The sequence below is a fragment of the Pelagihabitans pacificus genome, from assembly GCF_009371985.2.
Lineage (GTDB): Bacteria > Bacteroidota > Bacteroidia > Flavobacteriales > Flavobacteriaceae > Pelagihabitans > Pelagihabitans pacificus.
In genome coordinates, this window is record NZ_VIKU02000007.1 from 80,185 (window position 1) to 106,469 (window position 26,285).

Here is a 26,285-nt window from a genome sequence, read left to right on the forward strand (position 1 = left end):
TTCGACAATAGAATTCCCATGGAAGACCTCAAAAATGCGGTCGCCAATATCAAGAGCGAGCTGGCCAAAGTAATCGTGGGGCAGGAAGGTTTTATAGAACTACTGATTGTTTCCCTGCTGATCGATGGCCATGTTCTGATCGAAGGGGTCCCGGGTATTGCTAAGACCATTACCGCCAAACTGTTTGCCAAAACCTTAAAAACGGACTTCAACAGAATACAGTTCACCCCCGACCTAATGCCCAGCGATATTTTGGGCACCTCTATCTTTAATGTAAAAAACGCCGAGTTCGAATTCAAGAAAGGACCGATTTTCTCCAACATCGTGCTCATAGATGAAATCAATCGTGCCCCTGCCAAAACCCAGGCCGCGATGTTCGAAACCATGGAGGAACGCCAGGTAACCATGGATGGTACTACCTACCCAATGGACCTTCCTTTTATGGTATTGGCGACGCAAAACCCCATCGAGCAAGAGGGCACCTATGCCCTTCCCGAGGCACAATTGGATCGTTTTGTCTTTAAAATCAAAGTCGACTATCCTTCGGTCGAAGAGGAAGTACGTATTATTCAAACGCACCATGAACGCAAGGGCAAACAGCCTCAGGAACAAATCGACCACGTGGTAACCCCGGAACAATTGGTAGCTTTCCGCGCCAATATCCAAGATATCATTGTCGAGGAAAAAATCATTCGTTATATCGCCGACATCATCACCAAAACCCGTAATCATCCCCATTTGTATCTGGGTGGTTCTCCCAGGGCTTCCATCGCCACTTTGAACGCGGCGAAGGCATTTGCCGCCATCAATGGACGCGATTTCGTGATACCGGAAGATGTAAAGAGAGCCTTGGTCCCCGTACTAAATCATCGGGTAATTCTAACGCCCGAAAGGGAAATGGAAGGAATGACCACCGAAAGTGTCGTGGGAATGATTACCGAATCGGTCGAAATTCCCCGATAAGGATGAAATTTGTAAAGTCGTTCTATATACACTCTGTTTTTTTCTGGTACATCGCCATACTTTCCGCCTGTTTTATGCTCTCATATTGGGTACCGGCAATCTATCCGGTAGCCTGGCTACTCACCATGTTGCTCCTAGCGCTTTTCCTGTTCGATATATATCTCTTATATACGGTAGAGGGCATCAAAGCCGACCGAAAGCTCCCCCAGAAACTGTCGAACAGCGACCTAAATCCCATAAAAATCAAGTACGAAACAAACTATTTCTTTAGGACCTTTATCTCCATCATCGACGAACTGCCCGTTCAGTTTCAAAAACGCGACTTTCGACACGAGAGCGATTTGCTTAAAGGTGAAAAAAGGGAATTCGATTATACGGTTCGGCCCGTAGACCGGGGTGAGTATGTTTTTGGCAACCTCAATATCTACGCTTCGTCTCCCTTAAAAATCGTCAAACGGCGCTTCGTATTCCAAAAGGACCAAATGGTACCGGTATATCCAAGCATCATACAGATGCAACAGTACGATTTTCTGGCTATCAGCAACCGCTTATCCGAAATCGGTCTTAAGAAAATTCGTCGTATCGGTCATACACAGGAATTTGAGCAAATTAAGGAATATGTATTGGGTGATGACTTCCGGACCATTAATTGGAAGGCTACGGCCAAGCATAAACACTTAATGGTAAACCAATACCAAGATGAACGTTCCCAACCTATTTACAGCATCATCGATACGGGCCGGGTAATGAAAATGCCCTTTAACGAACTCAAATTGCTGGATTATGCCATCAATGCAACCCTTGCCTTTTCCAATGTAGCCCTCAAGCGGAACGATAAAACAGGAATGATTGCCTTTTCGAAGAAAATAGAAACCTTTGTTCCCGCCGTACAAAAGTTGACACACTTAAACACCATCCTGGAAAAACTGTACAACATCGCTACCGAGTTCACAGATTCCGATTTCGGTTTGCTTTACGCACATCTCAAAAGAAAGGTTACCCATCGCAGTCTGATGCTGCTTTATACCAATTTTGAGCATATTTCGGCCTTAAAAAGGCAGCTTCCCTTTTTGACGGCTATCGCCAAACAACACGTACTAGTCGTCATTTTTTTCGAGAACACAGAGTTGGAAGAACTTATCGCCTCGGATGCCGAAAATCTCCAGGCTATTTATCACAAGACCATTGCGGAAAAATTCTCACTTGAAAAGAAACTGATGCAAAAAGAACTGCAAAAACACGGAATTCAAACCATCCTTACCAAACCTGAAGAATTGACTATCAACACCATCAACAAGTATCTTGAAATCAAGGCACGGGGTCTTATTTAACGGGTTGGTATTAATCAAAATCGAATACAGCAAAGAACATAAGTTCAAAACAGGGTTTCCTATCGTCCCGCGCATTCCCATCCATTTCGGTTTGCCTTGGCCGGATTGGAATGGCGGTACACCGGACCAAAACATTCGACCGTGGACATTTTCTGTCCGTTTACAATGAATAATGAATAACATCCTTTCGCTTGGTCGTTTGTTTGACGTGGAAATTTGGGGCGAATGTTCCTATTAAATATGCAATTGTTGATAACTTTTTGTCAAAAATGGCAAGCAGCCTCCCCCTGTCTTTTACGCTGGCTCATCGACAAACTGTAATCGGGTTAGTGCCATTTTGAATCCTAATCCCGAAAAAACTATAGAAAACTTAGGTGAAAAATAGTAACTTGGCCCTTCCCCCGAAGGTGCTTCGTGCACTGCCTCAATCTTATGAATCACTTAATTTAAACCGCTTTAAGGGGATGGATATATTGTTGCGATTGCGCCAACAGGGCCTAAAAGTATTGCCAAAATTGAATTTTACACTGCAAGGCAATAAGTTTGAATACCGGTTAAAAGGCTTTCAAAATAAATTTTTAAGGACGGATTTCACACAGGAAGATACTCCCTGTGGTATTGAAATATTTAAGGCGGGGCTTTTGCTGAAAGGCGATTTTCCACACCGACGTAATGCCATCTCCATCCTTTCGAACGAAATCGAATCAATTACCCTGATACGGGGCAAACAGATTATCGACACATTTCAGTTATCTCCCATTCATATTCTTTCTTCATTAGGGGCCTCCAGTTGCTTTGCCCGTCACTTTAGTTTAGATCCCAATGAGTTTCAGGTTGAGGACACCAAAATACTTATCAAAACGACCGATCAAAAGTTGGAACTTACCAGTTGCGGACATCGGTTTAGCCGACTTAGCCGGGCGTTTAGGAAATCGGGCTACAATGATAAGCTCGTTATGGTAAAAGAACCAAGGTACAGGATTGTAGATGGATTGCCTGAACCCGTCAACTAATTGCCTTCTGCTCTTGGTACCTAACCGAAATAGGGTTACTACCTAATCTGACAGCCCTTAGATCACTACCTTATCCTTATTTAGCTCCCGATAGCTCCATTGTATACATCCATGGATTACGTTTACCCAGCAGCCTTTACAAATAAGTTTTGAATGGTATAGTACCGTACCTTGCACCCTATAAAACTTGCCGAAGGCATTTCAAACCATGTAATTTTTTGGGGTATGCTACGACTAAAACGTCGAACAAAAAGAAAGGAAAAGAATATGAAAACAGTTTTGCATAAGGCAAACACCAGAGGGCACGCCGACCATGGTTGGTTGAACTCCCATCACAGTTTTAGTTTTGCGAATTATCACAATCCCGAAAGGATGAACTTCGGGGTATTACGGGTATTGAATGACGACGTGGTCTCAGAGGCCAGAGGTTTTGGTACCCACCCGCATCGTAATATGGAGATTATCTCAATTCCCCTGGAAGGAGATCTACAGCACATGGATAGCATGGGCAACTCCACGGTTATTAAGGAAGGCGATGTACAGGTCATGAGCGCAGGTACCGGTATTCAACATAGTGAGTACAACAAAAACAAAGATCGGCCCGTAAAGTTTCTTCAGATTTGGATCTTTCCCAACAAAAACGAGGTGGAACCCCGATACGATCAGATATCGTTGAAAGATATCGCGGTACCGAACCGCTTTTATCAAATTCTTTCCCCAAATAAAGGAGAGCAAGGGGTTTGGATACACCAAGAGGCTTGGTTTCATTTGGGCGAATTCGAAGCGGGTAAGAACGATACCTACCACCTCAATAATGGGGGCAATGGTGTCTACCTCTTTGTCATAGAAGGCAAAGTGGAAGTCAACGGTCAAAAACTCGAAAGAAGGGATGGTTATGGACTCTGGGAACTCGAAAAATTCGACTTAACCGCTACCACCGATGCCAAGGTGCTATTGATGGAAGTGCCTATGGCCTTGTAAAAAAGGCTGATTTAAATATGCCTGTCACAAGCATGTAAAGAAGGACCCACTAACAATCGTGGGCCTTTTTTTGTTGCCAACGGTAGTAACACCACCCCTTACCGGGCAAGAGCGAAGCATGCTTCGCAATACTATTTTTCCATAGTACGGGTAGTTAAAAACACAAGCGTTTTGGTCTTACCAAACCGCTTTGCAACACTTCGTTTATTTTTGGCTACTACGGATTATTAGACATACGAAAACCACTTCCCCGACGTTATCATCCTATTCAAATCCTAAATGCTAGTATGTTACTTAACGACAGCGCACAACGCCCACAGATGTTATATCGAAGCATTAAGCTTTTAAATATCGCATACAGCATTATTTGTTCCTTTAATCTAGTGATGTTACTGTTGTATCATACGACGGTCAAGCAGGAACTAAAGTTGGCGGCCGCCTACGCATTTTTCTATACTATTTTAGGACTATTCCTTCCCGCCTTGTTCGCCAGTGTAGGACTCACCTTCTTAAATAGAAGAAAAAAGATCGTCGACAAAGCCCTCATAGAAAACCATCTCAAATTCGTAATGATGGCGGTGGTTACCTTTGTGGTGTTAAATGCCCACCACTTCGTACTCTCCCTTTTAAGGTAGAAAGCAAGTAGTTTTGATTACCTACTATTTTTATTGGAAAACATCCTCTACTTGATTAGTTAAAAAACAGGGAGTACCTTTGAATAGTCCTTTCTCTAGTTACCGTGAACCTATCCGTACTTTGGCAAAACCATCGGCATGTTGTTCAAATTCGTTAGCGGTCAACTTACGTGCGTTTATTTTTCCGAGTCCGTCTACCCGTAGCTCGGCGCAGTCTGCGTTTCCGGAGACGGTCATGTTGCCGATACCATCCAGGGAAATACGTAAATTTTTGACCTCCACGTCGATATCCCCTTTGACAATGCCATCACCTTGAATTTCCAGACTTTCGGTGTGAATGGTTTCTTCGGAAACAAGTGTCACCAATCCACTTAACTCAAGTCCTTCCAATTCGGTATAGTAGAGGTATACGATAACCTTTGGCTCGGTATCGTGTTTATGGGGTTTTTTATAATATGCTTGAAGTTTCCCGTTGCGTACTTTGGTTACAAAGTCGGTCATGGCATATTTCTTTTTCATCTCGATTTTTATCGAAGGAGCGTTGCTCTTGACCAAATACAGTTCTACCCTGCCCCAAAGTACTACTTCATTAAAAGATTCCAAATTCCGGTTCTCCGTTTGCTGGGCGATGATGAGGCTTGAAGTAGAAAATAGGAGGAGAAGCGCAACGGTTCGAAGTTTCATGATTGTTCGTTTTTTGATTGATTGTTACCCTAAAGACTAGTCGGAAAAGGAAATGTTACACTGATAGCGGAAACTTTATCCCAATCGGGAAAAAATACCTATTTTACCAACTCATTCATCATCCCATTCCATCTAAAAAACGAATAAAATGAAACATGCTATTACACTATTGCTATTTTTGGCTATTCTCGGTTGCAAGGACACTTCCGATGAAACAGTGGTCGAACCCGAAAACAAGTCAGTAGAAACGCCCCGCTCGGATAGGCTACAGAAGATACCTGTACTAAATTTTGCAACGTTCCACATGGGACAGACCTCCGATGCCAACAGCACGGAATTCGATGAGAACGACCGAAAAAATCAAGAGGACGCCAAAACCATTGCGGCGATGATCGCCCAATTCAAACCTACGATCATCTGCGTGGAAGTTCCGTGGGAGGAGAACGAGGAACTCAATCAGGAGTACCAATCCTATCTTTCGAACCCCGAACCGACGACCTATTACGGGGAGGTGGGCCTTGTTGCCTTCGAAGTAGGTCGTTTAAGCGAACTCGCCCGACTCTATGGCATCGACCATAAAATGGGGTACAACTACATGATCGGGGAGCAAATTGAAAATGCCATCGATTCCACCACCTATAAGGACTACTTTAAAGACCCTTTCAAGTTTGATACCGAGCTTACCATCAACCTCGATAGCCTTCCGCTATTGGATAAACTCAAAATGATGAACCATCCAAAATTTCTCGACTTTTTGATCAACGTCAATGCCGATATATTGGCCTTTGCAGGTACTGAAAATGGCTTTGAGGGTGCCGACGAGGCGGCCAAATACTACCAGCGTAACTTGCGCATCTATTCCAACCTCAATAGAATTCCCATGACGGTCAACGATCGGGTCTTTGTTCTGTCCGGTGGAAGCCATACCGCCTTTCTCAATGAATTTTTGAATAGAAGTCCAAAATACGGGACCGTCGACGTATTCCAATACCTGAAGTAGTCATATTTCTTAATGATATAATCATCGAATTCCCGCAGATTCAGACTTCTATCTACTTTGGATACCGTATCCGCTATGCGAAACACTCGACCCCCCAACATCCAAAAAATCACTATCTTTCGGTAACGACCCGTTTATGAAAATACTCTTCTTATTCATTGGCCTGCTATGTTCGGCCCACCTTTTTGGTCAAACGGCTGAAATAAGGGGAATGGTCTTTGAAGACGACAACCGTAATGGAGAAAAGGATTTAGGTGAAAAGGGTATTTCCATGGTAACCGTTTCCGACCAATGGCAGACCGTACAGACCGATGAAGAAGGCGCTTTTGTGCTCAGTCCCAGTGACAATTTTCCCTACGTATTTATCAGCTTGCCTACCGGCTATACCGGTACCTACTACCACCTTAAGGCTCCGGAGCTAAATTTCCCATTGCAACGGCAGAACCAGCAACACTTTAAATTCATACATGCTTCCGATACCCATGTTGATTCGCTCAACCTTCCCCGTATGCAGCGTTTTCGACAACTGGCCGATTCGGTCGAAGCCAATTTTATTGTGGTCTCCGGCGATCTGATCAGGGACGCGCTGCGTGTGAACGAGCAGGTCGCCGGCAACTACTATCAACTCTATGTCGAGGAAATTGCCAAATTCAAGATGCCGGTCTACAGCGGGGTCGGTAATCATGAACTGTTCGGAATCGAACGGGACAAATCGAACGTTTCGAAAGATCATCCGCTCTACGGGAAAAAAATGTTTAGAAAGTATTTGGGACCTAACTATTACTCCTTTAATTACGGTGGAATTCACTTTGTTTCCATCGATGGGGTCGACTATCAAGATCAGTACTATTTTGGGGGAGTCGATTCGCTACAACTGCGGTGGCTGGAAAAAGACCTAGAGCATCTCCCTTTGGATACCCCAATCATAACCTTTAACCACATTCCTTTTGTCTCTCCGGGCTTTTCGTTTCAGGATTTCGAAAATCACGAGTTCTATGGACCGCAATTACTGGTACAAAAAGGACGACTTGCCCATCGCCATATCGTACATAATTTTTCCAAAGTACAAACGATCATTGGAAACCGTTCGTACCCCCTGGCCTTGGCCGGACATTACCATGCTGCCCAAGAAAGTGACTTCTTGGGGTCCTCCACCAGATTCGCACAGACTTCTGCCATCACACGGCCGGATACTTTTGAATACAACGGATTTCGCGTTCGTTCCGGCTTCACACTATACGAGGTAAAGGATGGAAAAATTATTTCCAGCCAATTTATTCCGCTCAATTTTCCATAACTTAAGGTTTCCAAAACAACCTGAAAATGGAAAAAGCACTACAGACCATGGTTGACAACATGCCGGAAAAAACGGGCAAATCGTTGGAAGAATGGAAGAAAATATTACAGTCCCAAGCGTTTGAAAAGCATGGGCAGGCGGTCAAGTTTTTGAAAGAGGAACACGGGGTGACCCATGGTTTTGCCAATACTATTGTCACCTTATCCAAGGCAGAAAACAATGAACCGGAAGATCTGGTGGCCGATCAATATAGCGGTAAAGAATCCCTACTCCCCATTTATGAACGTTTACTTACCGTAGTGAAGGCGCTAGGACCCGATGTAACCATCACCCCTAAAAAAAGTGCGGTCAGCATCATTCGAAAAAGACAATTCGCCTTGATAAAGCCCGCTACCAAAACCCGTATCGATTTGGGATTGAAACTGCCCGGTAAGGAATTGACCGCCCGCCTGCAAAATTCGGGGCCCTTCGGCACGATGTGCACCCATCGGGTGCAGCTTTTCGAAGTTTCGGAGGTAGACCATGAATTGATCAAATGGGTGACCGAGGCCTACGAAATGGCAGGGTAACGACTTCCAATTAGTGGTGACATCCGGTACATTTTCCTATCTTTAACCAATGCCACAAAACAGAAGAACCTTTCTGAAAGCCGTCGGATCCGGTGCGGCCCTAAGCCTCATGACTCCCGACAAATTATGGGCGCAGGCAACGAAGCCGGTGCAATATGCCATTGATGCACTTAGAGGTCAAGCGACGAACGGTTCGGAGTCATACTGGGAGACGGTGCAATCCCAATTTCCCTTTGCAAAAGGACTCACCTATTTCAACAATGGTTCCCTTGGTGCATGTCCGGCACCCATTCGGGAGGCAGCGCATAGCTTTCGAAATATGTTAGACGATTTTCCCTCCAAGTACATGTGGGGCGGATGGGAAACCGAAAAAGAAACGGTTCGTACACAGGTAGCCGACCTTTTTTCAGTTTCATCCGAAGAAATCGCCTTGATCCACAATACCACCGAAGGCATGAACCTCATCGCCCGAGGTATCGATTTGAAGGAAGGTGACGAGGTCATCCTGGCCGACCATGAGCATACGAGCGCAGTCGCCCCGTGGACGGTGTGGCAAGGACCCAAAGGCATTCGACTCGTGCGTCCTACCCTACCCATACTTCCCGAAAGTACGGATGAAATAATCAACATTTACCGAAAGTCCATCGGTCCAAAAACCAAGGTCATCTCTATCTGTCATTTGGTCAATACCAATGGGATGCTGCTGCCTATCAAGGAAATTTCGGAAATGGCCCATAAAAAGGGTATCCTGGTAGCCGTCGATGGGGCCCAAGGTGCCGGCATGCTAAATACCGACCTAACGGAAATGGATTGTGATTTTTATACAGTGAGTGCCCATAAATGGCTCTTTTCCCCCAAAGGAATGGGTATTTTTTACGCAAAAAAGGAAGCGCAACATCATTTACGACCCTTGATCGTGGCCCGAGGTTATGAAGATACCAGCATTCGGCGACTGGAAAACTATAATACCCGTAACCTGCCCGAGTTACTGGCCCTAGGAGCTGCCCTGGATTATCGAGACGTTATCGGGGCACAGAAAATACAGGATCGCACCTATGACCTAAAACATTATTTCAGAGGCCAAATAAAACAACATCCAAAGCTCCTACTGAAAACTCCCGGCCCCGATACGCTCTCTGCGGGAATTCAGGTAGTAGAAGTAGTGGGGAAAGATGTCCAGAAAGTCAAGGACCAACTTTTTGAGGAATATGGCATCGATTGCCGGCCCATGACCAAATTCGGATTGAATGCCGTTCGCCTTTCGTTTGCCATCTTTATCACTAAAGAACAAATCGACGACCTCATCGAAGCTTTGGATACCATCGCTAGGACCTAATACAGAAAATGAAATGCCCAAAAGATTGATTATAGTAATACTGGTTCTTCTGCCTTTGCTCCAGATACAAGCACAAAAAGAACCCTTGCGATTGGGCGTGGTAGGTCTGACCCACGGTCATGTAGGATGGATCCTAAACAGGGAATCTTCAGATGACATCAATATGGTAGGTATCGTGGAGACCAATAACGAACTGGCCTTGCGATTGGCCAAGCAGCACGGTTTTTCGATGGAGATCGTCTATGGAACCCTAGAGGAGATGATCCGGGCCACCAAGCCCCATGCCGTTGCGGCTTTTGGCAATATCAAAGACCATTTGACCGTAGTGGAGACCTGCGCTCCAAAAGGAATTCATGTCATGGTAGAAAAACCTATGGCAGTCAATTGGGAACACGCCCAAAAGATGGGTAGGCTGGCCAATGAGTACGGTATCCATTTACTGACCAACTATGAAACCTCCTGGTATCCCACAAACGAAAAAGCATACCAACTGCTCAAGGAAGGAAAAGTAGGTGCATTGCGCAAGGTCATCGTTCGGGATGGTCATAAGGGACCAAAAAAAATCGGCGTTAGCCCAGAATTCTTGGAATGGTTGACCGACCCTGAACTAAACGGCGGTGGAGCACTAATGGACTTCGGTTGTTACGGGGGCAATCTAATGACCTGGTTGCAGCAGGGCGAACGCCCCCTTTCGGTCACCGCCGTTACCCAACAGTTGCAGCCCGAAAACAATCCCAAGGTCGATGACGATGCCACCATTATCCTTACCTACAAAAATGCCATGGCCATTCTAGAACCCTCATGGAACTGGCCCATCGGTAGAAAGGATATGGAGGTCTATGGTGAAACGGGCGTTATTTATGCCGATAACCGAAATCGGTTACGGCTCCGCATTTCGGAAGGCTATGATGGCTTTTCCGAAGAGGTTTTTAATTTGGAGGAACGTACCGCCCCCTATCACGATCCCTTCGCCCTATTTGCCGCGGTGATCCGAGGAGAAATCACCTTGGGTCCGTACGACCCCTATTCATTGGAAAATAACCTGATTACCATGGAAATTTTGGATGCCGCCCTTCGTAGTGCCGAAACAAATAGTACCATCATTTTAAGGGATTGATTTTTTTCCAACAACCTATGCACTATTTTTTATTGCAATTTTAAGGGGTCTATCGATTTGGCATCCAAAACGTAGAATTCCGTACCTTACTCTTCTAATAGTTGATACAATGATCCGATATTTTTTCACCACTCTTTTGCTTACCGCATTTTTGACCCAAGCCCAATATACCAACCAACAGATAGACTCCCTGGTGCTCGATGCCCTCGATAAGTTCGAGGTAGCGGGTACGGCCGTTGCCATCGTAAAAGACGGCAAAGTTGTTCATAGCAAAGGCTATGGTATCAAATCGGTGGCGACGGGAGGGGAAGTAGATGAACACACCAATTTTGCCATCGCGTCCAACAGCAAGGCCTTCACAACCACTGCACTGGCCCTCTTGGTAGAAGAAGGAAAAATAGATTGGAAAGACAAGGTGGTCGACCATATTCCGGAATTCAAGATGTACAATTCGTATGTAACCGAAAATTTTAACATTCAGGATTTGTTGACCCATCGAAGCGGATTAGGGTTGGGTATCGGGGATCTGATGATTTTTCCGGATGGATCGGATTTCACCATCGATGATATCCTTACCAGCTTTCAATATTTCAAACCCGTTTCGGCGCTTCGCACCCAATTCGATTATGACAATTTGCTGTATCTGGTGGCTGGGGAGCTCATTGCGCGTAAAAGTGGCATGAGTTGGGAGGCCTTTGTCCAAAAACGGATTTTCGAGCCCTTGGGGATGGACCGTTCCTATCCTTCCCTTAAACAAGCGACCGACAAAAGTTCATTGGCATCGCCCCACACGACCGCCTATGGAGAACTTCAAACCTTTTCCGACTATGAGGAAATGGTCAACGGGGCCGCCGGGGGTATCTACGCCAATGTCGACGACCTTACACAATGGATGTTGGTACACCTAAATAAAGGCGCCTATGGTGGGCAGTTACAAGACACCCTTTTTACCGTGCGAAGTCAGCGCGAAATGTGGAAAATACATACTACCTTAAATGCCAGTACCAACCCACGGTATCATAGTCATTTTAGCGGTTACGGATTAGGATGGTTTTTGAACGATGCCCTCGGGAATATGATCGTTTCCCATACAGGGGGGCTCCCCGGAATGTTGTCAAAAACCATTTTGGTTCCCGATTTAAAATTGGGCATCGTGGTACTGACCAATACGGAACCCGGGGGCGGGGCCTTTTTTAACTCGGTTTCCCAAACCATACTGGATAGCTATCTGGGACTGGACAATGGGGAATGGGTACAAAAGAACTACGACTATCTGCAGAAAAAAATGGCTTCGGGGGACGAAGTGACAAAAAATGTATGGAAAACCGTTGAAGCGGCCAAAAATACCGACATCGTCAAAGAGAACTTTATCGGAATCTACAAAGATCCCTGGTTCGGAAAGGTCGAAGTATTTGACAACAACGGACAATTATGGATGAAGTGTCACCGCTCTCCCAAACTGAACGGTCCCATGCGCCTTTACAAAGCGAACACCTTCGCCGTTAAATGGGAGTACCAAGATATGAACGCTGATGCCTTCGCCATGTTTGGCTTGGATGAGGAAGGCAAGGCACAAAGTATCAAGATGAAAGGGATATCCCCGAACATTGATTTCAGTTTTGATTTTCAAGATTTGAACCTAACCAGAATCGTCGGGGAATAACCATCCCCGCTTTCAAAAAATACCGGGAATTCATAAAAAACCACGGTTTGAGACCGTGGTTTTTTATATCCATATTCCTTACTACGGTCTTACCGAGTGTTACCACAAGAGATGACATCTCCAAGCTTTCGACTGGTACGTACCCTGACGGTGGAACTGGTGTTACCCTCTATGGTCTTTATCCTAGTATTATTGGTCAAATTATTCGGGTCGTCTACAAAGTCCATGAAGATACCGCTATGTTGTCCGCCGCTGGCCCACTCAAATCGCAAATAGTCCCCGGGATTCAATACATAGGAACCGTTCATGATTTCACTGATCTGATGCGCCCGGCCGATTCCCGCAAAATAATTTTCCATCGACTGCGATCCAATGTTACCATCCGGGGTACCCCACATCGCTTTTTGAAGCGCCCAACTGGCGAACTCACTGCACCAAGCATTTTCGGTACCATACTTTGTAGGGTCGGTTTTTCCTATTTCCCTTGCGGCCCAGTGTATCTGTGCAATCCAACTATGGTCGATTTGGTCTAGCTTGGTCTGCAAAATCTGGGCAGTCAGTGAAATAAATCTACTGGCTTCCATTGTGGAATCGTCTAACCATAGGGTCTCATTCCAATCCAAGATGGTTTCACCGCTATGGACCACTTTGATGTGTTCAATCTTGATACCATCACCACTTTCGGTTTCCAACATTAACTCGTCCCATGCATCGGTATGAATATTTTCCATAAAGTCCTGAATACCATTAAAATCCCATTTAAGGGTATCCCCTCTCTGGAACTTGGTTGTGGGTCTGCCGTTCAGTCGCACGGTATGGCCATCCCCAAAATGCAATAGGATGTAATCGGCATTACTACCGTGGGTATCGTTGCCGTTACTGATGCTGATTTCAATATAGTTTTCCCGAATAAGGGGCGCACCATCTGTCTCGCTTCCCGCTAATCGCAATACCCTCTTTTTATCAAGGGGCTTTCTCTTAAATTGAACCCGGCGCACCGATTTGGCGATCTCCTCGTTGATCTTGACGGGTTTCACCCTGTTTAAACTAGACAACGCCCAAGCATTGATTCCCGTTTGCTCGGCAATGTCTTTTGGAATGTAAAGGTCTAATGGCTTTGCTTGTAAACCCAAGGGCCCCAAGCTCACTGTTTTAGTGACGTCTTTTGTTAACATACTATGTGAATTTAGATTATTTCAAACGGTACTCGTAACGAGCGTACAGGGGAATGTCGAGGGAAGTACTGACAAACAGTGGTCGAAATTAAAAATATCCTTTTATTGGAAAGAATTGATTTGTATAAACGGTTGGAAACTCTGTATATACGGTTCCAAGCAATCGGTATTAGTGAACGTTTGAAGCCATGTAACCAATGACTTTTTTGGTATAAAGAACGTTGGATTAAAGTAGGCTTGGCCTAGCGAATTTCGACCAGGTTGATCTCCAGCCGAAACGTCTCCGCCTTTTTATTCCCGATGAGAAAGGCAATTTCTTCCATCGTCTCCCCTGGATAATTGGGCAGTTCGAGCGTTCTTCCCCGAAAAGCGGGATACATGGTATCAAATGGAATTTCGATAGACTCCCATTTCCCCGAAGTTTTCATCACGTGGATATACGAGTAGTAGTCCCCGGTACGGGTCTTCACCCTAAATTGGTACTTTTTACCATCGCCCTTCAACCGGATGACAAACTTATTGTAGGAACTTGCATCTTTGGATGCAAATCGATGACGAACCGAGGAAAACCCACCATTATTTTCCAGGGAAACCGTGCCTTTAAAAACACCATGACCCTCGTCGCTCAACGCAATTTCACCCGCCGAACGACCACCCATGACCCCGTCATCGACCACGTACCAGTTGGATATATCACTGGCCGTGTTAAAATCAAATAGGATAGCGGACTGCGTCATCAGGATAATTAGGATTACGATAGCTGTGGGAGGCATCATCCAACGTTTTGGCAACATCCCTCAAGATAGCAATAATCAACAACTTTATGGTTCTTTTGGTACGAGTATCTGGCGATTTTGGGCAACGGAATCAATTTTTGATCTTGAAAAATAGATGGGAACGTATTCCTCTTCGGCCCAACCGTCATATAAATTTTTATAAAAGGGACTTTCCGGGTCTCCGGATTGTCCAGGAGGGTTGGTGCCGATGGTCCGGTCCCAGTCGTTTACATCCGCTATAATCTTAAAGGTAGCTCCGTACAACTGGCTGTCGGCACTACCCGTAGACCCGGGAGTATGTTGATTGCCGCCCCTAGGCTTCAATTCGGTATTCAGTTTCGCCTGTAGCTCGGAATTGACCACCTCACCCAAGGGGTGTTTGATCTGTACATGCTTATAGGCGGCTTGACCATATTTCCAAGAAGCTATGTTTTCCCCGAGCCTTTGAGAAAGACCGAGAACGGCAGATTCAAACGTGCCTGCCAGATAGGCATCCCTTTTGGCGGCACTACCGAACTTTAAGTTAGGTTGAAGCAACCATTGCATCAGTCTGGCCATTTGAAGATTATCCAAAAGTTCTTCCGCCCCGGGGTCGGGCACATATTCCAAAAGTCTATTCACAAGTTCTTTTTCCCACGCGACATAAATCCCCGCGGCAACCGAATTTTTATGGAGTCTATGATCCCAGTCGACTAACTGATTCCTGGCATTGGCTACCGTTGCGTCCTCAAAGTCCAAAGACAGCAGTAGCGGCACCAAGGTACGCGCCGGAATGGAGTGGTAATCGGTCTGCAGTGCCTTCATGTCCTCAATGGAAAGTTTCTTATTGGAGCCCAAGACCTCATCGATTCGCATTCCACGATAGGGATCGGCCCAAGTGTAACCGATAGCGTCCCATTCGGTGTACTCGTCAGGCGTGACATTTTGATTGGCCGTGGCGATAAATCCCTCCGACGGATTAAAGGAGCTTGGCTTTTGGACAATCGGCAGGTATCCATCCCATTCATACCGCCCATCGCCCGGTACGGGAACCAACCCACTAAAATTGCGACGAATGGGGGCGATTCCCACCGCCTGCCAACCGATATTCCCCTCCGTATCGGCCCAAATCATGTTTTCTCCTGGAATGTGGCTGTAGTTGCAAGCTTCCCGGAACTCTTCCCAACTTTTCGCCTGGTCCATCCGAAGGGAGGCCAGATAGGGCGCACCACCAGGTTCCATCCAGGCGCAACGTACCGCATAGGCCTTATGGTTCACGGAATCTATATAGGTTACCGGGCCGTGTCGGGTATAGCGCAGCGTTACCGTTTCATCCCCTTGGTTTTTGACCTTGACAACCTCTTGGAGCGTTTTCATAGCCTCCCAGTCTCCTTGATAGTTGTACTCTAGCAGATTATCGGGATTAAGGTCATACACATAGAGATCTTCCCCATCGGTTTCGAAAACAGTAAGACCCCAAGCCCCATACTCATTGTGACCGATGGATACCCCGGGAATCTCGGGTTCCCCTCCACCGATGACATTCCATCCGGGTGCGGACAAGTGTACCCAGTAACGTAGGGAGGGTATCGCCAAACGCCGATGGGGATCGTTCGCCATATAGGCGTGACCGTTTTCGGAACGTGAGGGGGCGGTAACCCAGTTATTGCTTCCTAAAAAGATCTGGTCTTTTTCCATCTCCCGGGTTTCCCATGTAGTTCCGACCTCTTGTTGTTCATTGGAGGCCACCCGGTATTCCGGTACTATATCGGATGGTTCGAATGTAAGCGGTTTTCGATAGGCATTATACAGCGCTAAAATAGGTGCTTGCAATAGCCGTCCGTCGATAGCGGTATCTAATTCCAATAGCGGCTCTTTTGGGTGAAACCAAGTGTACTCCTTTACCTTATCGACCCCCAACTTGGCCACTGCCCTCCCGATGGCGAGCTCCTCGGTACTATTCCCTAGTAGTCCCTGATGTCGTGAGATGATTACTTCGGGGGTCCATTTTTGGGGCAGGATGTCCAAGGCTTTAAAGGGTATGGGAAGCGCTTCCGGATGCTGGAGTACTTCCTCGATGTATGCGTTCACGCCATCGGTATAGGCCGTAAGAATTTCGATGCCATCGGGATGGTAATATTGCATCTCGGCATTCATGTCTCCCCGAAATTTAAAAAGACGTGTACCGATATCGCGTTGTAGTTCCCGCTCCCCGAGAATTTCCGCTACCGTTCCCGTCGCCTGTCGTCGCCAGATTTCAAACTGGAACAAGCGGTCTTTGGCAGCGCAGTAGCCTTGGGCAAAAAAGAGATCGTGCTGGTTTTGGGCATAGATGTGATTGATGCCGGCCTCATCCCGAATGACCTCCACAGTTTGCTGCAACCCTTGTAGGTGGATTTCGCGGGTACCATCACCCTCCTTTTTACAGTTCAGCAAAAGAAGTGCAACCATCAAAAGTAGGAGCGGACGTTTAAAATATTTCATAGCTGTTCTTGTGGATGAAGAAAATTACAAAATAAAGTGCTTGTTTGTCGAATACCCCTTACCGATGTCTGTTACTAAGGGATATTTTTGAATACCGACAGCTCCTTCATCCGCCTATACCCGGCCTTGTTGCAATGGGGAGGGGCAACAAAAACGCAATGCTATGGTAACCCGGCTCAATCGACCATAAAAAGGGCATTGGCAAAAAACAGCTTTCCGTTTTCCCAAAAACCTCTGAAAAGAGGGTTGTCGACCATATAAATGACCGAGCCCCTACCCCTATTTTCTACCCCGAATACTAGGGTGTTCCCGATTTTGCCCTGGGCTTCACTTCCAGCAAAACCGGCAATCGGCTCCGTATACCCCTCTTCCAGGTATACCACGGTACCACTATCCATATATTGGTAGGCGTCTGCACCTAACTTAAGGCTAAAATAGGAATCCCCGTATCCGTACGCCAAGGGATGGGTAGTATCGACCTTGGTCTTGAAAATAGCTCCGGTGATAGCTCCCTTGATACGGTCCCTTTCCGATGCGTCGTAGGACTGTGGGTTCACCGCACTGTCTTTCTTACTTTCGGTCGGTTTAAGTCCGAATCCCCCTTCCCCGGTAAGGCCTTTTATCGCTCCTCCCATGGCAATCAGTTTACCGCCGTTACCCACCCATTCCTTTAATTCGGAGAGTTTGCTTTCATCGATGAAACCTTGATAGCCCCTGCCTCCCGGCAGTATCAATACGTCATACTCGGATAAATCGACACGACGCATGTACTCGCTATCAATGACCGCAACGGGATAGTGCAGTTGCTGCTCAAAAAAGTGCCAAATTTCCCCAAACCGCAAGGTCGAGGTCGGTTCTCCGGAAAGCACCGCCACCTTTATATCAGGTACCATTTGCACATAACCCGAGCCAAAATCCTTGCCCCCTTCGACAAAACCGGTGGAAGTAGCCGTGAGCAAAATAAGGTGCTCGTTCGCCACCGTGGACAGGGTGCCGAGAAAATCTGGATGATTCTTATTATCGGCCCTAGTGATGATCAAGGTACCACGGTCATAGTTTTTCCCATCCATTACGAAGGGTTTTTGAGCGTAGCGTACGCGTATTTTCTTCTGTAGGAGGGCCGCCAAAAAACGGGCATCCTTCATACTGCTCCAATCGGTTAAAAAGGCATAGGCCTGTGGGTCCAGTCCTGAATTGTTTACCGTCTTTTTTTCATAGGAACTTCCCTGGATCAAATTGGTAGTCGCCGTTGCATCCAATCCGTAGGCGAATGGAAGGGACCAAGCGGTAATGTCATAGGTGACCGAGTCGCTGAGCTTGGCATTGGGTTCAAAAAGCACCTTCACCAAAGTCCCCTTGGGTTGGTTTGTCGAAACGACCAAGGATGGGTCGGAAATCTTGATGCTTCCCATTTTTCCGTTGCCATATCGCAGGCCCTTTGCGGTGGCACCATCAGCAGTACCGTATTCAATTTGATGTTGATCGAGCAGAGCGGTCAGTGCATCGATTTTGTCGGCATCGCCTTGCAGCACATAACTCTTGTACTTAAAATTTTTATTTTGATAAAACTTCTTGAATTCATCGTTCAGTCTTTGGGCATTTTTGGAAGCGACCTCTACGGTCGAGAGTCCCGTCGTCAGGTGATGGGCAATTCGGTCTTTTAGGGTCAAGGTGTCGCCTATACGGGTTACGATACCGAGACCGGCCCTTCCACTACCGCCCTGTTCGTAGGTCATTCCAACTCCCCCATTGTAGGTAGGGTAGGTATCCCCATAACTGGGATACAAGAGATCGAACACCTCTTTGGTAAAGTAAAACCATCCGTTGGCGTCAAAATACTTCGCATGGTTTTTTCCAATGGTCACCTGAAAATCGCGTTGAAAATCGGTAATGACCTCATGAAAAGGCTCTGCCGCCGGAGCGAAGTAATAGGGATTGTTTACCCCCTGCTCGTGAAAATCAACGTGTACATGCGGCAACCACTTATTAAAGAACTTCAACCGCTGTTGACTTTCTACTTGGGTCAACCAGGCCCAATCCCGATTGAGGTCGAACATATAGTGGTTGGAACGTCCGGTCAACCATCCTTCGTGATGTTCCTTGCTATTCGGGTCTGCATTATTCGGGGTATTTTTATTCTGATTGTACCAATTTACATAACGGTCACGCCCATCGGGGTTGATACAGGGATCCATAATGACCACGGTATTCTCCAGGTAATCACTTTTATCGGTCAGGAGGTCGTATAAGGTTTGCATCGATGCCTCGGTACTCACACTTTCGTTCCCATGCACGTTGTAGCTCAACCATACAATGGCCTTGGAAGGGGTACCACCCCCATTGGTATTTTTTAGATGTTCTTGGCGGATGTTCTCCAAGTCGGCCATATTGGCCGCCGAGGAAAGATATGCGACTAGTAACGGCCTGCGCTCATTCGTTTTCCCATACTGGATCAGTTGCATGCGATTCGGCACCGTTTCCGCCACATATTGATAATAATCGACTACCTCATGATGCCGCGTAAACTGGGTACCCAGTTCATAGCTCAAGAACTCGGAGGGGGATTTTAAATCCTGCGCGATTACCGAAAAGGAAAAGACAAAACAAAAGGAATGTAAAAGTGTTCTCAAACGATGCAATTTAGATTACTGTTATATTTTGGGAAGGGAACAAAGAACTACGCCGAAACCCACAAAACACCGAGGTTGTCCCTTTCCTTCAAATCTAGTGAATTTGAAGTAAAAAGCGACTTAAAATCCGTTGCCCCGAACAAAATTCCGGATGAATGCAATTGAAGGTATTTGTACTTTTTATTAGGAACCGGAAATCCCTGCCTCTTCGGCGCGATGTTGCTGTTTTTATAGGGCATTGCGGTGCTCCGATGGTGAAAAATGACAAGGACATGGTGCAAAATGTGAATTTTGCAGGAAAAAGAAAAAGTATAAATGAGTTCATTAACGTATTTTTAGGAACCAAAAAACGCTAAGCGTTTTATATTTACCAGCATTTTACGCCTCTTATGGACATTGACTGTATTCCCTTTACAAAAACCGGGTATTTTTCCAAACTCATTTGTGACTACCTCGACGAAAAGAAAACGCTGCACCCTTTCTATAATCGGTTTTTCCACTTGAAGGATTTCAAGGGCCAGCTCGAAGAAAAAGCGACCCATTTCCCCCTCGCCCATCGCGAGGTACTGTACGACGCCCTACAACGGCAGTATCGGGATACCAAGACCTCCAAAAAGACCAAGGATCACCTTAGGCAATTAAAGGAACCGATTACCTTTACGGCGGTTACGGGACATCAATTGAATTTGTTCACCGGGCCCTTGTATTTTCTCTATAAAATCATTTCGACCATCAATCTGACCCAAGAATTGAAAACGGCGTATCCAAAGTTCAATTTTGTGCCGGTGTATTGGATGGCTACCGAAGACCATGATTTCGACGAAATCAACTACTTCAACTTTAAGGGAAAAAAACTGCAGTGGAACAAAGAGGTCAAGGGGGCGGTAGGGCGTTTGGCCACAGAAGGGCTCCAAGAGGTCTACGATGCCTTGGCGAATGAAATCGGGCCCGGTAAAAACGCGGAGGCACTGAAATCACTTTTCCGGAAAGCGTATTTGGAACACGACACCCTGACCGAGGCGACCCGATATCTGGCGAATGAACTTTTTGGGGGATACGGACTTGTCATCTTGGACGGGGATGATGCGGCTTTGAAGCGACTGCTTGTGCCATACGCCAAAAGGGATCTATTGGAAAACCTGGCCTTTTCCATGGTCTCCGAAACCATTGCAGCACTTGATGGGTTACCGGAAAAATATGGGATTCAGGTGAACCCGAGGGAAATCAATTATTTTTATCTTAAAGATGGTCTTCGCGAACGCATTATCGAGAAAGACGACCATTTCTTTGTCAATGAGACTAATTTGCAGTTTTCGAAAGAGGCCCTATTAACAGAGTTGGAAACACACCCGGAGCGCTTCTCTCCCAACGTAATCGCCCGGCCCCTATATCAAGAAGTGATTCTTCCCAACCTCTGCTATATCGGTGGGGGCGGTGAAATAGCCTATTGGTTGGAACTCAAAGCAATGTTCGATGCCATGCAAGTGCCGTTTCCCATACTGCTTTTGCGTAACTCCGCTTTGCTCATCTCCAAAAAGCAACAAAAGAAACTGGGGAAGCTGAATCTCTCGGTGGAGGACTTATTCTTGGAACAACACGCTTACATCAATAAGAAAATCCGCGAAATCTCGAACATCGATATCGACTTTTCTCCGCAAAAGCAACACTTGGAAAAACAGTTCGAGGCGCTTTACGAACTAGCCGAAAAGACCGACCCTTCCTTTTTGGGGGCGGTCAAAGCCCAGGAGGTTAAGCAGAAAAACGGACTGGACAAACTCGAAAAGCGACTACTGAAGGCACAGAAACGTAAATTGGCCGACCACGTCGAGCGGATGACCGATTTACAGAACCAATTATTTCCCAACCAGTCGCTTCAAGAAAGAAATCAAAACTTTGCAGAGGTCTACCTGGAACTGGGAACGGAGTTGATTCCGACGCTCGTAAAAAGCCTAAAACCTTTACAAACCGAGTTTATGATTTTGAAATATGGGAAGTAAATGCTACTTGTGCAGGTAAATATTGAAAAGTTTTTCTTGTCCAAAATAGACCATCCGACAAAACGTTTACTTTCTGCCCAGGGCCGCACCGATTTTGTCGTTCCATTCAAACTGCTGCTCCCGATTCCTTGAGAAATTGGTCTCCTCGTCATAATGGTTCTGAAAATCGTTCAATTCCTTGGTAATCTCCCGATAAATGGCCTTTATCTCGGCCTTTACGTTTTTGGTAAACTTGGTTTCCGCCAAACGCTTTCGCATTTTACGGGCATAGAGTTCCGAGATATCGAAATGCAGTTGTTCATGTCCTAAAATGACCGAATCACAAAGTGCCGGCTGATACCACGATTGATCGGGGTAAAAATGAGCACTTACCCGAAAATCGAGCTGTACGTCATCCCCGTTGATCATCGAGGAAAACGTATAGGAAATTCCACTGGCGGTTACCGCCGCCGCCCTTGAATTGCTGGGCCTTCCCTTAAAATTGTTCCAATTCAACCTGGTATTGGGTGTCCAGGCTATGGTCTCCTCTTGAACGGGATGTACAAACGCTGAGCAAACTACCAGCAAACCAATTATAATGTACGAACGGATACCCAAGAATACAACTTTTTTAGGGCCTTGCACCTGCGTAAGTTGCATTGCAAAAACCCAATTGACTCGGCAATCGAGATTTTAATGCTTTAAAACCTGGCCGTCCTCATAAAGCCATTTCGATGGCAAAAGGTCTTAAAGTCGACATATTTTTTCAGTTGACTGCCTCGTGGGACTGCCCGGAGGGAGTCTACCATTACTAACGGAAATTTGTTGCCAAAAGTATGCCCAAGACAAAATGCCGCAACACGTTTTGTATCACGTGTTCCAAGAAGTTGATGTGGTGGTTGTAGGAGTTTTAAAGTTTCAGTTCCTTTATCCGCATCTCCTCGTAGGTAATGATATAGGAAGACTGATTGAAATAACCCGAGGCTGGGTCTTTTTCGTAACTGAATTTGTTTCCGGCATATTCGGTTTCCCCAATAATTTTGGAGATTGCGAAGAGGTCGTTCTTGTAGGCCAGCTTCAATAGTAGATCGTACATCACATCAAAACCACGAACTGCAAATCGATCGGGCACATCCCCGAATCGCTCTTGATACCTCTTTACAAAGGCGTTGTTGGCGACCTCCCTACTCACTGAGGGATAGGTGAATCTCAAATTTGACAGGTGGGTTATCGAAATGGCCTCGTTATCAAAGGCCCTGTTCCTGTTGGTCGTAAACATGCGTACTTTCACCTCCTCGGTATTGCTCGAGTTGAGGATGGAACTCACACTGGGAACCAATTTCTCGTTGTCGGTTTCCAAGAACACCCAATTTTCCTGCTCGGGCGATAACAGTTCCACAAATTTTTCCAAATCGAGCGAAATGTTCTTTTCCTCTTCAATCAATTCGGCCACTTTTGCCTGGGGAAACCGTTGTAAAAGCATCTTTTGAACCGTATCGTTCTTTTTATCGGCGATGATTATGATATTTTGATCGGTGACCAAGCTATCCATATAGGTGAGCATTTGTTCACGCAGTATGTGCTGGGGGGTATAGGTAAAAAATACATTGGGCAAACTGATGTTGCTCTGAACGGGTATTGGAGCTACCACCGGCACTTCCACACCGGATGCCCTGACCGCGGTTTCTTTTATCGAAAGGGCGTCCAAGGGACCGAAGATAGCATTGTACTCCCCTAAACTTTCCCTGGACAATAACTCTTTGGTCTTGTTCAGGTTCAACTCATTATCCAAAGTCTTCACGTCGACGGAAATCCCCAATTCGGCGATAGAATCGACAGCAATCAACGCCCCCGAATACAGTCCTAGGCTCAATTTTACATCATTTCTTTTTGTTATGGCTTCCTTTACAGACTCCTTTTCGCCCATGTTGAGGCGATCCAAACGAAAGGGTAACAGGAACAACACTTTGGGCTTCACCGCTGGGTTGATACTGTCCATCAAATCGATCTTGTCGAGCACCAGGGCATTGCGCACCTCAAAATTGCCCTTTTGGGTCTTGGGTAATTTTAAGACCATCCCTGCCTTGAGTCCGTCTTTCAGTGCCGGATTCAGTTCCAACAACTCCCTATAGCCAATGCCCAACTTACGGGTCAGCGAGAACTCGGTCTGTTTGGGTTTCACTTCGTAAAAAATGTAATTGTCGGTATTCACATCACCGGGATCCAGCTTCCGTTCCGGGAGTCGAATGACCATGCCTTCCTTGAGGCCGCCCCGTTCACTGATCTCCGGATTCAAGCGCACTACTTCTTCGGCCTTGACCCCGAACTGCCGTTCGAGCTGATAAAAATTCATTTTGGGCGGTACCGTGTAGGATCGGTACAATTGCGTCTCCTGTTCCTTGATCGAACTACCCGGTTTTCTGGGAACCTTTAGCTCCTGTCCTTCCCTTAAATAATCCGAGGTTTTTGATAAATCGGGATTCAGAACCAATAGGCTATCGATGGTAATGCCGTATTTATGCGCGATACTCCAGCGCGTTTCCTTGGGGGCCACGGTGTAGGTATCTAGGGAATCCATCGACAGTTCCATATCTTCAGGCCTGGGCCTTTTGTATTTCGGGATACGGAGCACCATCTTTTTCTTTAACTGGGAGGAATACAACTCCTTATTATAGCGTTTAATGTCTTCCTCGGTGATATTGTAACGTTTGGCAATACCGTAGAGCGTTTCCTTTCTTCGTACCTTGTGGGAGGTAAAGCCGATAGGTGCCTCCTGCAACGTTGCCAACTCCTTGGTATCTTCCCCTCCCCGGGGATAGGTGGCATCGGGTAGTTTGGCCCCAGCCTGTTGTCTTTTTGCCGGAATCACTAGGATGGTATTGGGCCTGAGGTCTTGACCCACCTTGATTTCTTTGTTGTAGATAAGAATGTCGGCAATGGTCACCCCGTATTTTTGGGCCACTTGTTCCAGGGTCTCCCCCTGTTGTACGTTATGACTGGTAAATTTTTGAGCCGTTACCTTGCAACTGAACACTACAAATAGTAATGCAAAGCCTATGTGTTTGAAATAGCTTTTCATGGTTATTCCCATTCTATCGTCGCCGGGGGTTTGGAGCTGATGTCATACACCACACGATTCACGCCCGGTACTTTGTTGATAATATCGTTCGAGGTTTTTTGTAAAAATTCATAGGGCAAATTCACCCAATCGGCGGTCATTCCATCGGTACTTTCCACCGCCCGTAAAGCTACACATTTTTCATAAGTGCGCTCGTCGCCCATCACCCCTACACTATGTACGGGTAAAAGCATGGCTCCGGCCTGCCAGACCTGATCATATAATCCCCAATCGCGTAATCCTTGGATAAAAATATGATCCACCTCTTGTAGAATCGCTACTTTTTCCCGGGTAATATCCCCTAGGATGCGGATCGCGAGACCTGGTCCGGGAAAGGGATGACGGCCCAAACGTTCGGGATGGATGTCCAAACTGGCCCCTACACGCCGTACTTCGTCCTTAAACAACATCTTTAAAGGTTCTACCACTTTCAGTTTCATAAAATCGGGCAAGCCCCCAACATTGTGGTGGCTTTTGATGGTCGCTGAAGGGCCGCCGGTGGCCGAGACGGATTCGATCACATCCGGATAGATGGTGCCCTGCGCCAGCCATTTGGCATCCTCGACCAAGTGTGCCTCGTCGTCGAATACTTCGATAAACACCCGTCCGATGATCTTTCTTTTTTTCTCGGGATCGCTCTCCCCGGCCAAGGCGTCCAAAAAACGTGCCGAAGCATCGACACCCTTTACATTGAGGCCCATGCCCTTGTACTGTTCGAGCACATCCTCGAACTCGTTTTTCCGCAACAGACCGTTGTTCACAAAAATACAATGAAGGTGGGTTCCGATCGCCTTGTGCAACAAAACGGCGGCCACGGTGGAATCGACCCCGCCCGATAGCCCTAAAATCACTTTGTCGTCACTCCCTATTTTTTCCTTGAGTTCGGCAACCGTTTTTTCCACGAAGGCATCCGGGGTCCAGGTTTGTTTGAGGCCCGCGATATGGATCAAGAAATTTTCCAATAGTTGCTTGCCTTGGGTGGTGTGGTATACTTCGGGGTGGAATTGGATGCAATAGGTATCCTCCCCATCGAATTTAAAGGCCGCATTCTTAACGTCGTGGGTACTGGCCAGCAAGGTCGTGTTTTCCGGGAGTGTCTTTATGGTGTCGGCATGGCTCATCCATACCTGGGAGCCATCTGTAATCTCATAGAAAAAGGGTTCGGTACCGGAGATGGCGGTCAGGTTGGCCCGCCCGTACTCCCGGGTATTCGATTTTTCCACACTACCCCCATTAAAGTGGGCCAGGTACTGTGCCCCGTAACAAACCCCCAAGAGCGGTTTTTTTCCCTTGATTTCCGACAGGTCGGGATGGGGGGCATCCTCGGCCCGTACGGAGTATGGTGATCCCGAAAGAATGACCGCCCCATATGCGGAAAGGTCTTCGGGAAGCTTGTTATAGGGTTTGATTTCGCAGAAAATATTCAGTTCACGTACCCTTCTGGCAATGAGTTGGGTGTACTGCGAACCGAAGTCGAGAATAAGGACGTTGTTTTGCATGGGCAAAAATAGGAAAATCGGAAATTTGGGGAAGCGTTCTTGCTGGATATTTACAAGAG

The 26,285-nt window shown here is 46.4% G+C and carries 20 protein-coding genes; 12 read left to right on the forward strand and 8 right to left on the reverse strand.

The genetic code is table 11. The annotated features are described in order from the left end of the window. Positions 1–18: 18 nt before the first annotated feature. The 5 genes from FK220_RS18305 (at position 19) to FK220_RS18325 (ending at position 4,923) form a co-directional block, all read left to right on the forward strand. Positions 19–963, forward strand: a complete 945-nt coding sequence (locus FK220_RS18305; RefSeq protein WP_238719114.1) for an AAA family ATPase — start codon at positions 19–21, stop codon at positions 961–963. Between the two features lie 2 nt (positions 964–965). Then, complete coding sequence (locus FK220_RS18310) at positions 966–2,294, forward strand: DUF58 domain-containing protein (RefSeq protein ID WP_152575815.1); 1,329 nt, start codon at positions 966–968, stop codon at positions 2,292–2,294. 374 nt (positions 2,295–2,668) lie between these two features. Continuing rightward, positions 2,669–3,307: a hypothetical protein gene (locus FK220_RS18315; protein ID WP_152575816.1), complete on the forward strand. Its 639-nt coding sequence runs from the start codon at positions 2,669–2,671 to the stop codon at positions 3,305–3,307. 267 nt (positions 3,308–3,574) lie between these two features. Next, positions 3,575–4,288: a pirin family protein gene (locus FK220_RS18320; RefSeq protein ID WP_152575817.1), complete on the forward strand. Its 714-nt coding sequence runs from the start codon at positions 3,575–3,577 to the stop codon at positions 4,286–4,288. 287 nt (positions 4,289–4,575) lie between these two features. Beyond that, positions 4,576–4,923 carry a hypothetical protein gene (locus FK220_RS18325; protein ID WP_152575818.1) on the forward strand — a complete coding sequence of 116 codons (348 nt, stop codon included), beginning with the start codon at positions 4,576–4,578 and terminating at the stop codon, positions 4,921–4,923. A 99-nt stretch (positions 4,924–5,022) separates the two neighbouring features. Here FK220_RS18325 and FK220_RS18330 read toward each other — a convergent pair whose 3' ends face one another. Then, positions 5,023–5,607: a GIN domain-containing protein gene (locus FK220_RS18330; protein ID WP_152575819.1), complete on the reverse strand. Its 585-nt coding sequence runs from the start codon at positions 5,605–5,607 to the stop codon at positions 5,023–5,025. Between the two features lie 148 nt (positions 5,608–5,755). On the opposite strand from FK220_RS18330, the gene FK220_RS18335 reads away from it, so the two are divergent. The 6 genes from FK220_RS18335 to FK220_RS18360 all read left to right on the forward strand — a co-directional run bounded on the left by FK220_RS18335 (position 5,756) and on the right by FK220_RS18360 (position 12,589). Next, positions 5,756–6,607 (forward strand): DUF5694 domain-containing protein, encoded by an 852-nt coding sequence (locus FK220_RS18335; RefSeq protein WP_238719105.1) that lies wholly within the window; start codon positions 5,756–5,758, stop codon positions 6,605–6,607. A 136-nt stretch (positions 6,608–6,743) separates the two neighbouring features. After that, a complete protein-coding gene (locus FK220_RS18340) occupies positions 6,744–7,904 on the forward strand; it encodes a metallophosphoesterase (protein ID WP_152575820.1) in 1,161 nt (386 codons plus the stop codon). 26 nt (positions 7,905–7,930) lie between these two features. Further along, entirely contained in the window at positions 7,931–8,473 is a 543-nt protein-coding gene (locus tag FK220_RS18345; RefSeq protein WP_152575821.1) for a DUF4287 domain-containing protein, read from the forward strand. Between the two features lie 49 nt (positions 8,474–8,522). Then, on the forward strand, positions 8,523–9,809 hold the full coding sequence (locus tag FK220_RS18350; protein ID WP_238719106.1) for an aminotransferase class V-fold PLP-dependent enzyme: 1,287 nt from the start codon (positions 8,523–8,525) through the stop codon (positions 9,807–9,809). A gap of 13 nt (positions 9,810–9,822) precedes the next feature. After that, positions 9,823–10,926, forward strand: a complete 1,104-nt coding sequence (locus FK220_RS18355) for a Gfo/Idh/MocA family protein (protein ID WP_152575822.1) — start codon at positions 9,823–9,825, stop codon at positions 10,924–10,926. A gap of 109 nt (positions 10,927–11,035) precedes the next feature. Then, a complete protein-coding gene (locus FK220_RS18360) occupies positions 11,036–12,589 on the forward strand; it encodes a serine hydrolase (RefSeq protein WP_152575823.1) in 1,554 nt (517 codons plus the stop codon). An 89-nt stretch (positions 12,590–12,678) separates the two neighbouring features. On the opposite strand, the gene FK220_RS18365 is transcribed toward FK220_RS18360, so the two are convergent. From FK220_RS18365 to FK220_RS18380, 4 genes are all read right to left on the reverse strand, one after another. Next, on the reverse strand, positions 12,679–13,764 hold the full coding sequence (locus FK220_RS18365; RefSeq protein WP_152575824.1) for a hypothetical protein: 1,086 nt from the start codon (positions 13,762–13,764) through the stop codon (positions 12,679–12,681). 242 nt (positions 13,765–14,006) lie between these two features. Continuing rightward, entirely contained in the window at positions 14,007–14,537 is a 531-nt protein-coding gene (locus tag FK220_RS18370; protein WP_317168348.1) for a CIA30 family protein, read from the reverse strand. A gap of 48 nt (positions 14,538–14,585) precedes the next feature. Then, positions 14,586–17,003 (reverse strand): penicillin acylase family protein, encoded by a 2,418-nt coding sequence (locus FK220_RS18375; protein ID WP_152575825.1) that lies wholly within the window; start codon positions 17,001–17,003, stop codon positions 14,586–14,588. Positions 17,004–17,179: 176 nt separating this feature from the next. Beyond that, complete coding sequence (locus tag FK220_RS18380) at positions 17,180–19,633, reverse strand: M14 family metallopeptidase (protein WP_152575826.1); 2,454 nt, start codon at positions 19,631–19,633, stop codon at positions 17,180–17,182. Positions 19,634–20,022: 389 nt separating this feature from the next. On the opposite strand from FK220_RS18380, the gene bshC reads away from it, so the two are divergent. After that, on the forward strand, positions 20,023–21,630 hold the full coding sequence (gene bshC, locus FK220_RS18385) for a bacillithiol biosynthesis cysteine-adding enzyme BshC (RefSeq protein ID WP_152575827.1): 1,608 nt from the start codon (positions 20,023–20,025) through the stop codon (positions 21,628–21,630). 66 nt (positions 21,631–21,696) lie between these two features. On the opposite strand, the gene FK220_RS18390 is transcribed toward bshC, so the two are convergent. The 3 genes from FK220_RS18390 to guaA all read right to left on the reverse strand — a co-directional run bounded on the left by FK220_RS18390 (position 21,697) and on the right by guaA (position 26,226). Beyond that, the gene (locus FK220_RS18390; protein WP_152575828.1) at positions 21,697–22,269 is read right to left on the reverse strand and encodes a DUF922 domain-containing protein; all 573 of its coding nucleotides are present in this window, start codon (positions 22,267–22,269) and stop codon (positions 21,697–21,699) included. 250 nt (positions 22,270–22,519) lie between these two features. Beyond that, entirely contained in the window at positions 22,520–24,688 is a 2,169-nt protein-coding gene (locus FK220_RS18395) for a LysM peptidoglycan-binding domain-containing protein (protein ID WP_238719108.1), read from the reverse strand. A 2-nt stretch (positions 24,689–24,690) separates the two neighbouring features. Beyond that, positions 24,691–26,226: a glutamine-hydrolyzing GMP synthase gene (gene guaA, locus FK220_RS18400; RefSeq protein ID WP_152575830.1), complete on the reverse strand. Its 1,536-nt coding sequence runs from the start codon at positions 26,224–26,226 to the stop codon at positions 24,691–24,693. Between the last annotated feature and the right edge of the window lie 59 nt (positions 26,227–26,285).

What these genes read in the sequence shown, in the direction of transcription:
- FK220_RS18375 (WP_152575825.1), bottom strand. Translation starts at nt 17,003, where the DNA reads ATGAAATATTTTAAACGTCCGCTCCTACTTTTGATGGTTGCACTTCTT.
- FK220_RS18305 (WP_238719114.1), top strand. Translation starts at nt 19, where the DNA reads ATGGAAGACCTCAAAAATGCGGTCGCCAATATCAAGAGCGAGCTGGCC.
- FK220_RS18330 (WP_152575819.1), bottom strand. Translation starts at nt 5,607, where the DNA reads ATGAAACTTCGAACCGTTGCGCTTCTCCTCCTATTTTCTACTTCAAGC.
- FK220_RS18320 (WP_152575817.1), top strand. Translation starts at nt 3,575, where the DNA reads ATGAAAACAGTTTTGCATAAGGCAAACACCAGAGGGCACGCCGACCAT.
- FK220_RS18350 (WP_238719106.1), top strand. Translation starts at nt 8,523, where the DNA reads ATGCCACAAAACAGAAGAACCTTTCTGAAAGCCGTCGGATCCGGTGCG.
- FK220_RS18345 (WP_152575821.1), top strand. Translation starts at nt 7,931, where the DNA reads ATGGAAAAAGCACTACAGACCATGGTTGACAACATGCCGGAAAAAACG.
- FK220_RS18370 (WP_317168348.1), bottom strand. Translation starts at nt 14,537, where the DNA reads ATGCCTCCCACAGCTATCGTAATCCTAATTATCCTGATGACGCAGTCC.
- FK220_RS18340 (WP_152575820.1), top strand. Translation starts at nt 6,744, where the DNA reads ATGAAAATACTCTTCTTATTCATTGGCCTGCTATGTTCGGCCCACCTT.
- FK220_RS18395 (WP_238719108.1), bottom strand. Translation starts at nt 24,688, where the DNA reads ATGAAAAGCTATTTCAAACACATAGGCTTTGCATTACTATTTGTAGTG.
- FK220_RS18390 (WP_152575828.1), bottom strand. Translation starts at nt 22,269, where the DNA reads ATGCAACTTACGCAGGTGCAAGGCCCTAAAAAAGTTGTATTCTTGGGT.
- FK220_RS18325 (WP_152575818.1), top strand. Translation starts at nt 4,576, where the DNA reads ATGTTACTTAACGACAGCGCACAACGCCCACAGATGTTATATCGAAGC.
- FK220_RS18355 (WP_152575822.1), top strand. Translation starts at nt 9,823, where the DNA reads ATGCCCAAAAGATTGATTATAGTAATACTGGTTCTTCTGCCTTTGCTC.
- FK220_RS18360 (WP_152575823.1), top strand. Translation starts at nt 11,036, where the DNA reads ATGATCCGATATTTTTTCACCACTCTTTTGCTTACCGCATTTTTGACC.
- guaA (WP_152575830.1), bottom strand. Translation starts at nt 26,226, where the DNA reads ATGCAAAACAACGTCCTTATTCTCGACTTCGGTTCGCAGTACACCCAA.
- FK220_RS18310 (WP_152575815.1), top strand. Translation starts at nt 966, where the DNA reads ATGAAATTTGTAAAGTCGTTCTATATACACTCTGTTTTTTTCTGGTAC.
- FK220_RS18335 (WP_238719105.1), top strand. Translation starts at nt 5,756, where the DNA reads ATGAAACATGCTATTACACTATTGCTATTTTTGGCTATTCTCGGTTGC.
- FK220_RS18365 (WP_152575824.1), bottom strand. Translation starts at nt 13,764, where the DNA reads ATGTTAACAAAAGACGTCACTAAAACAGTGAGCTTGGGGCCCTTGGGT.
- bshC (WP_152575827.1), top strand. Translation starts at nt 20,023, where the DNA reads ATGGACATTGACTGTATTCCCTTTACAAAAACCGGGTATTTTTCCAAA.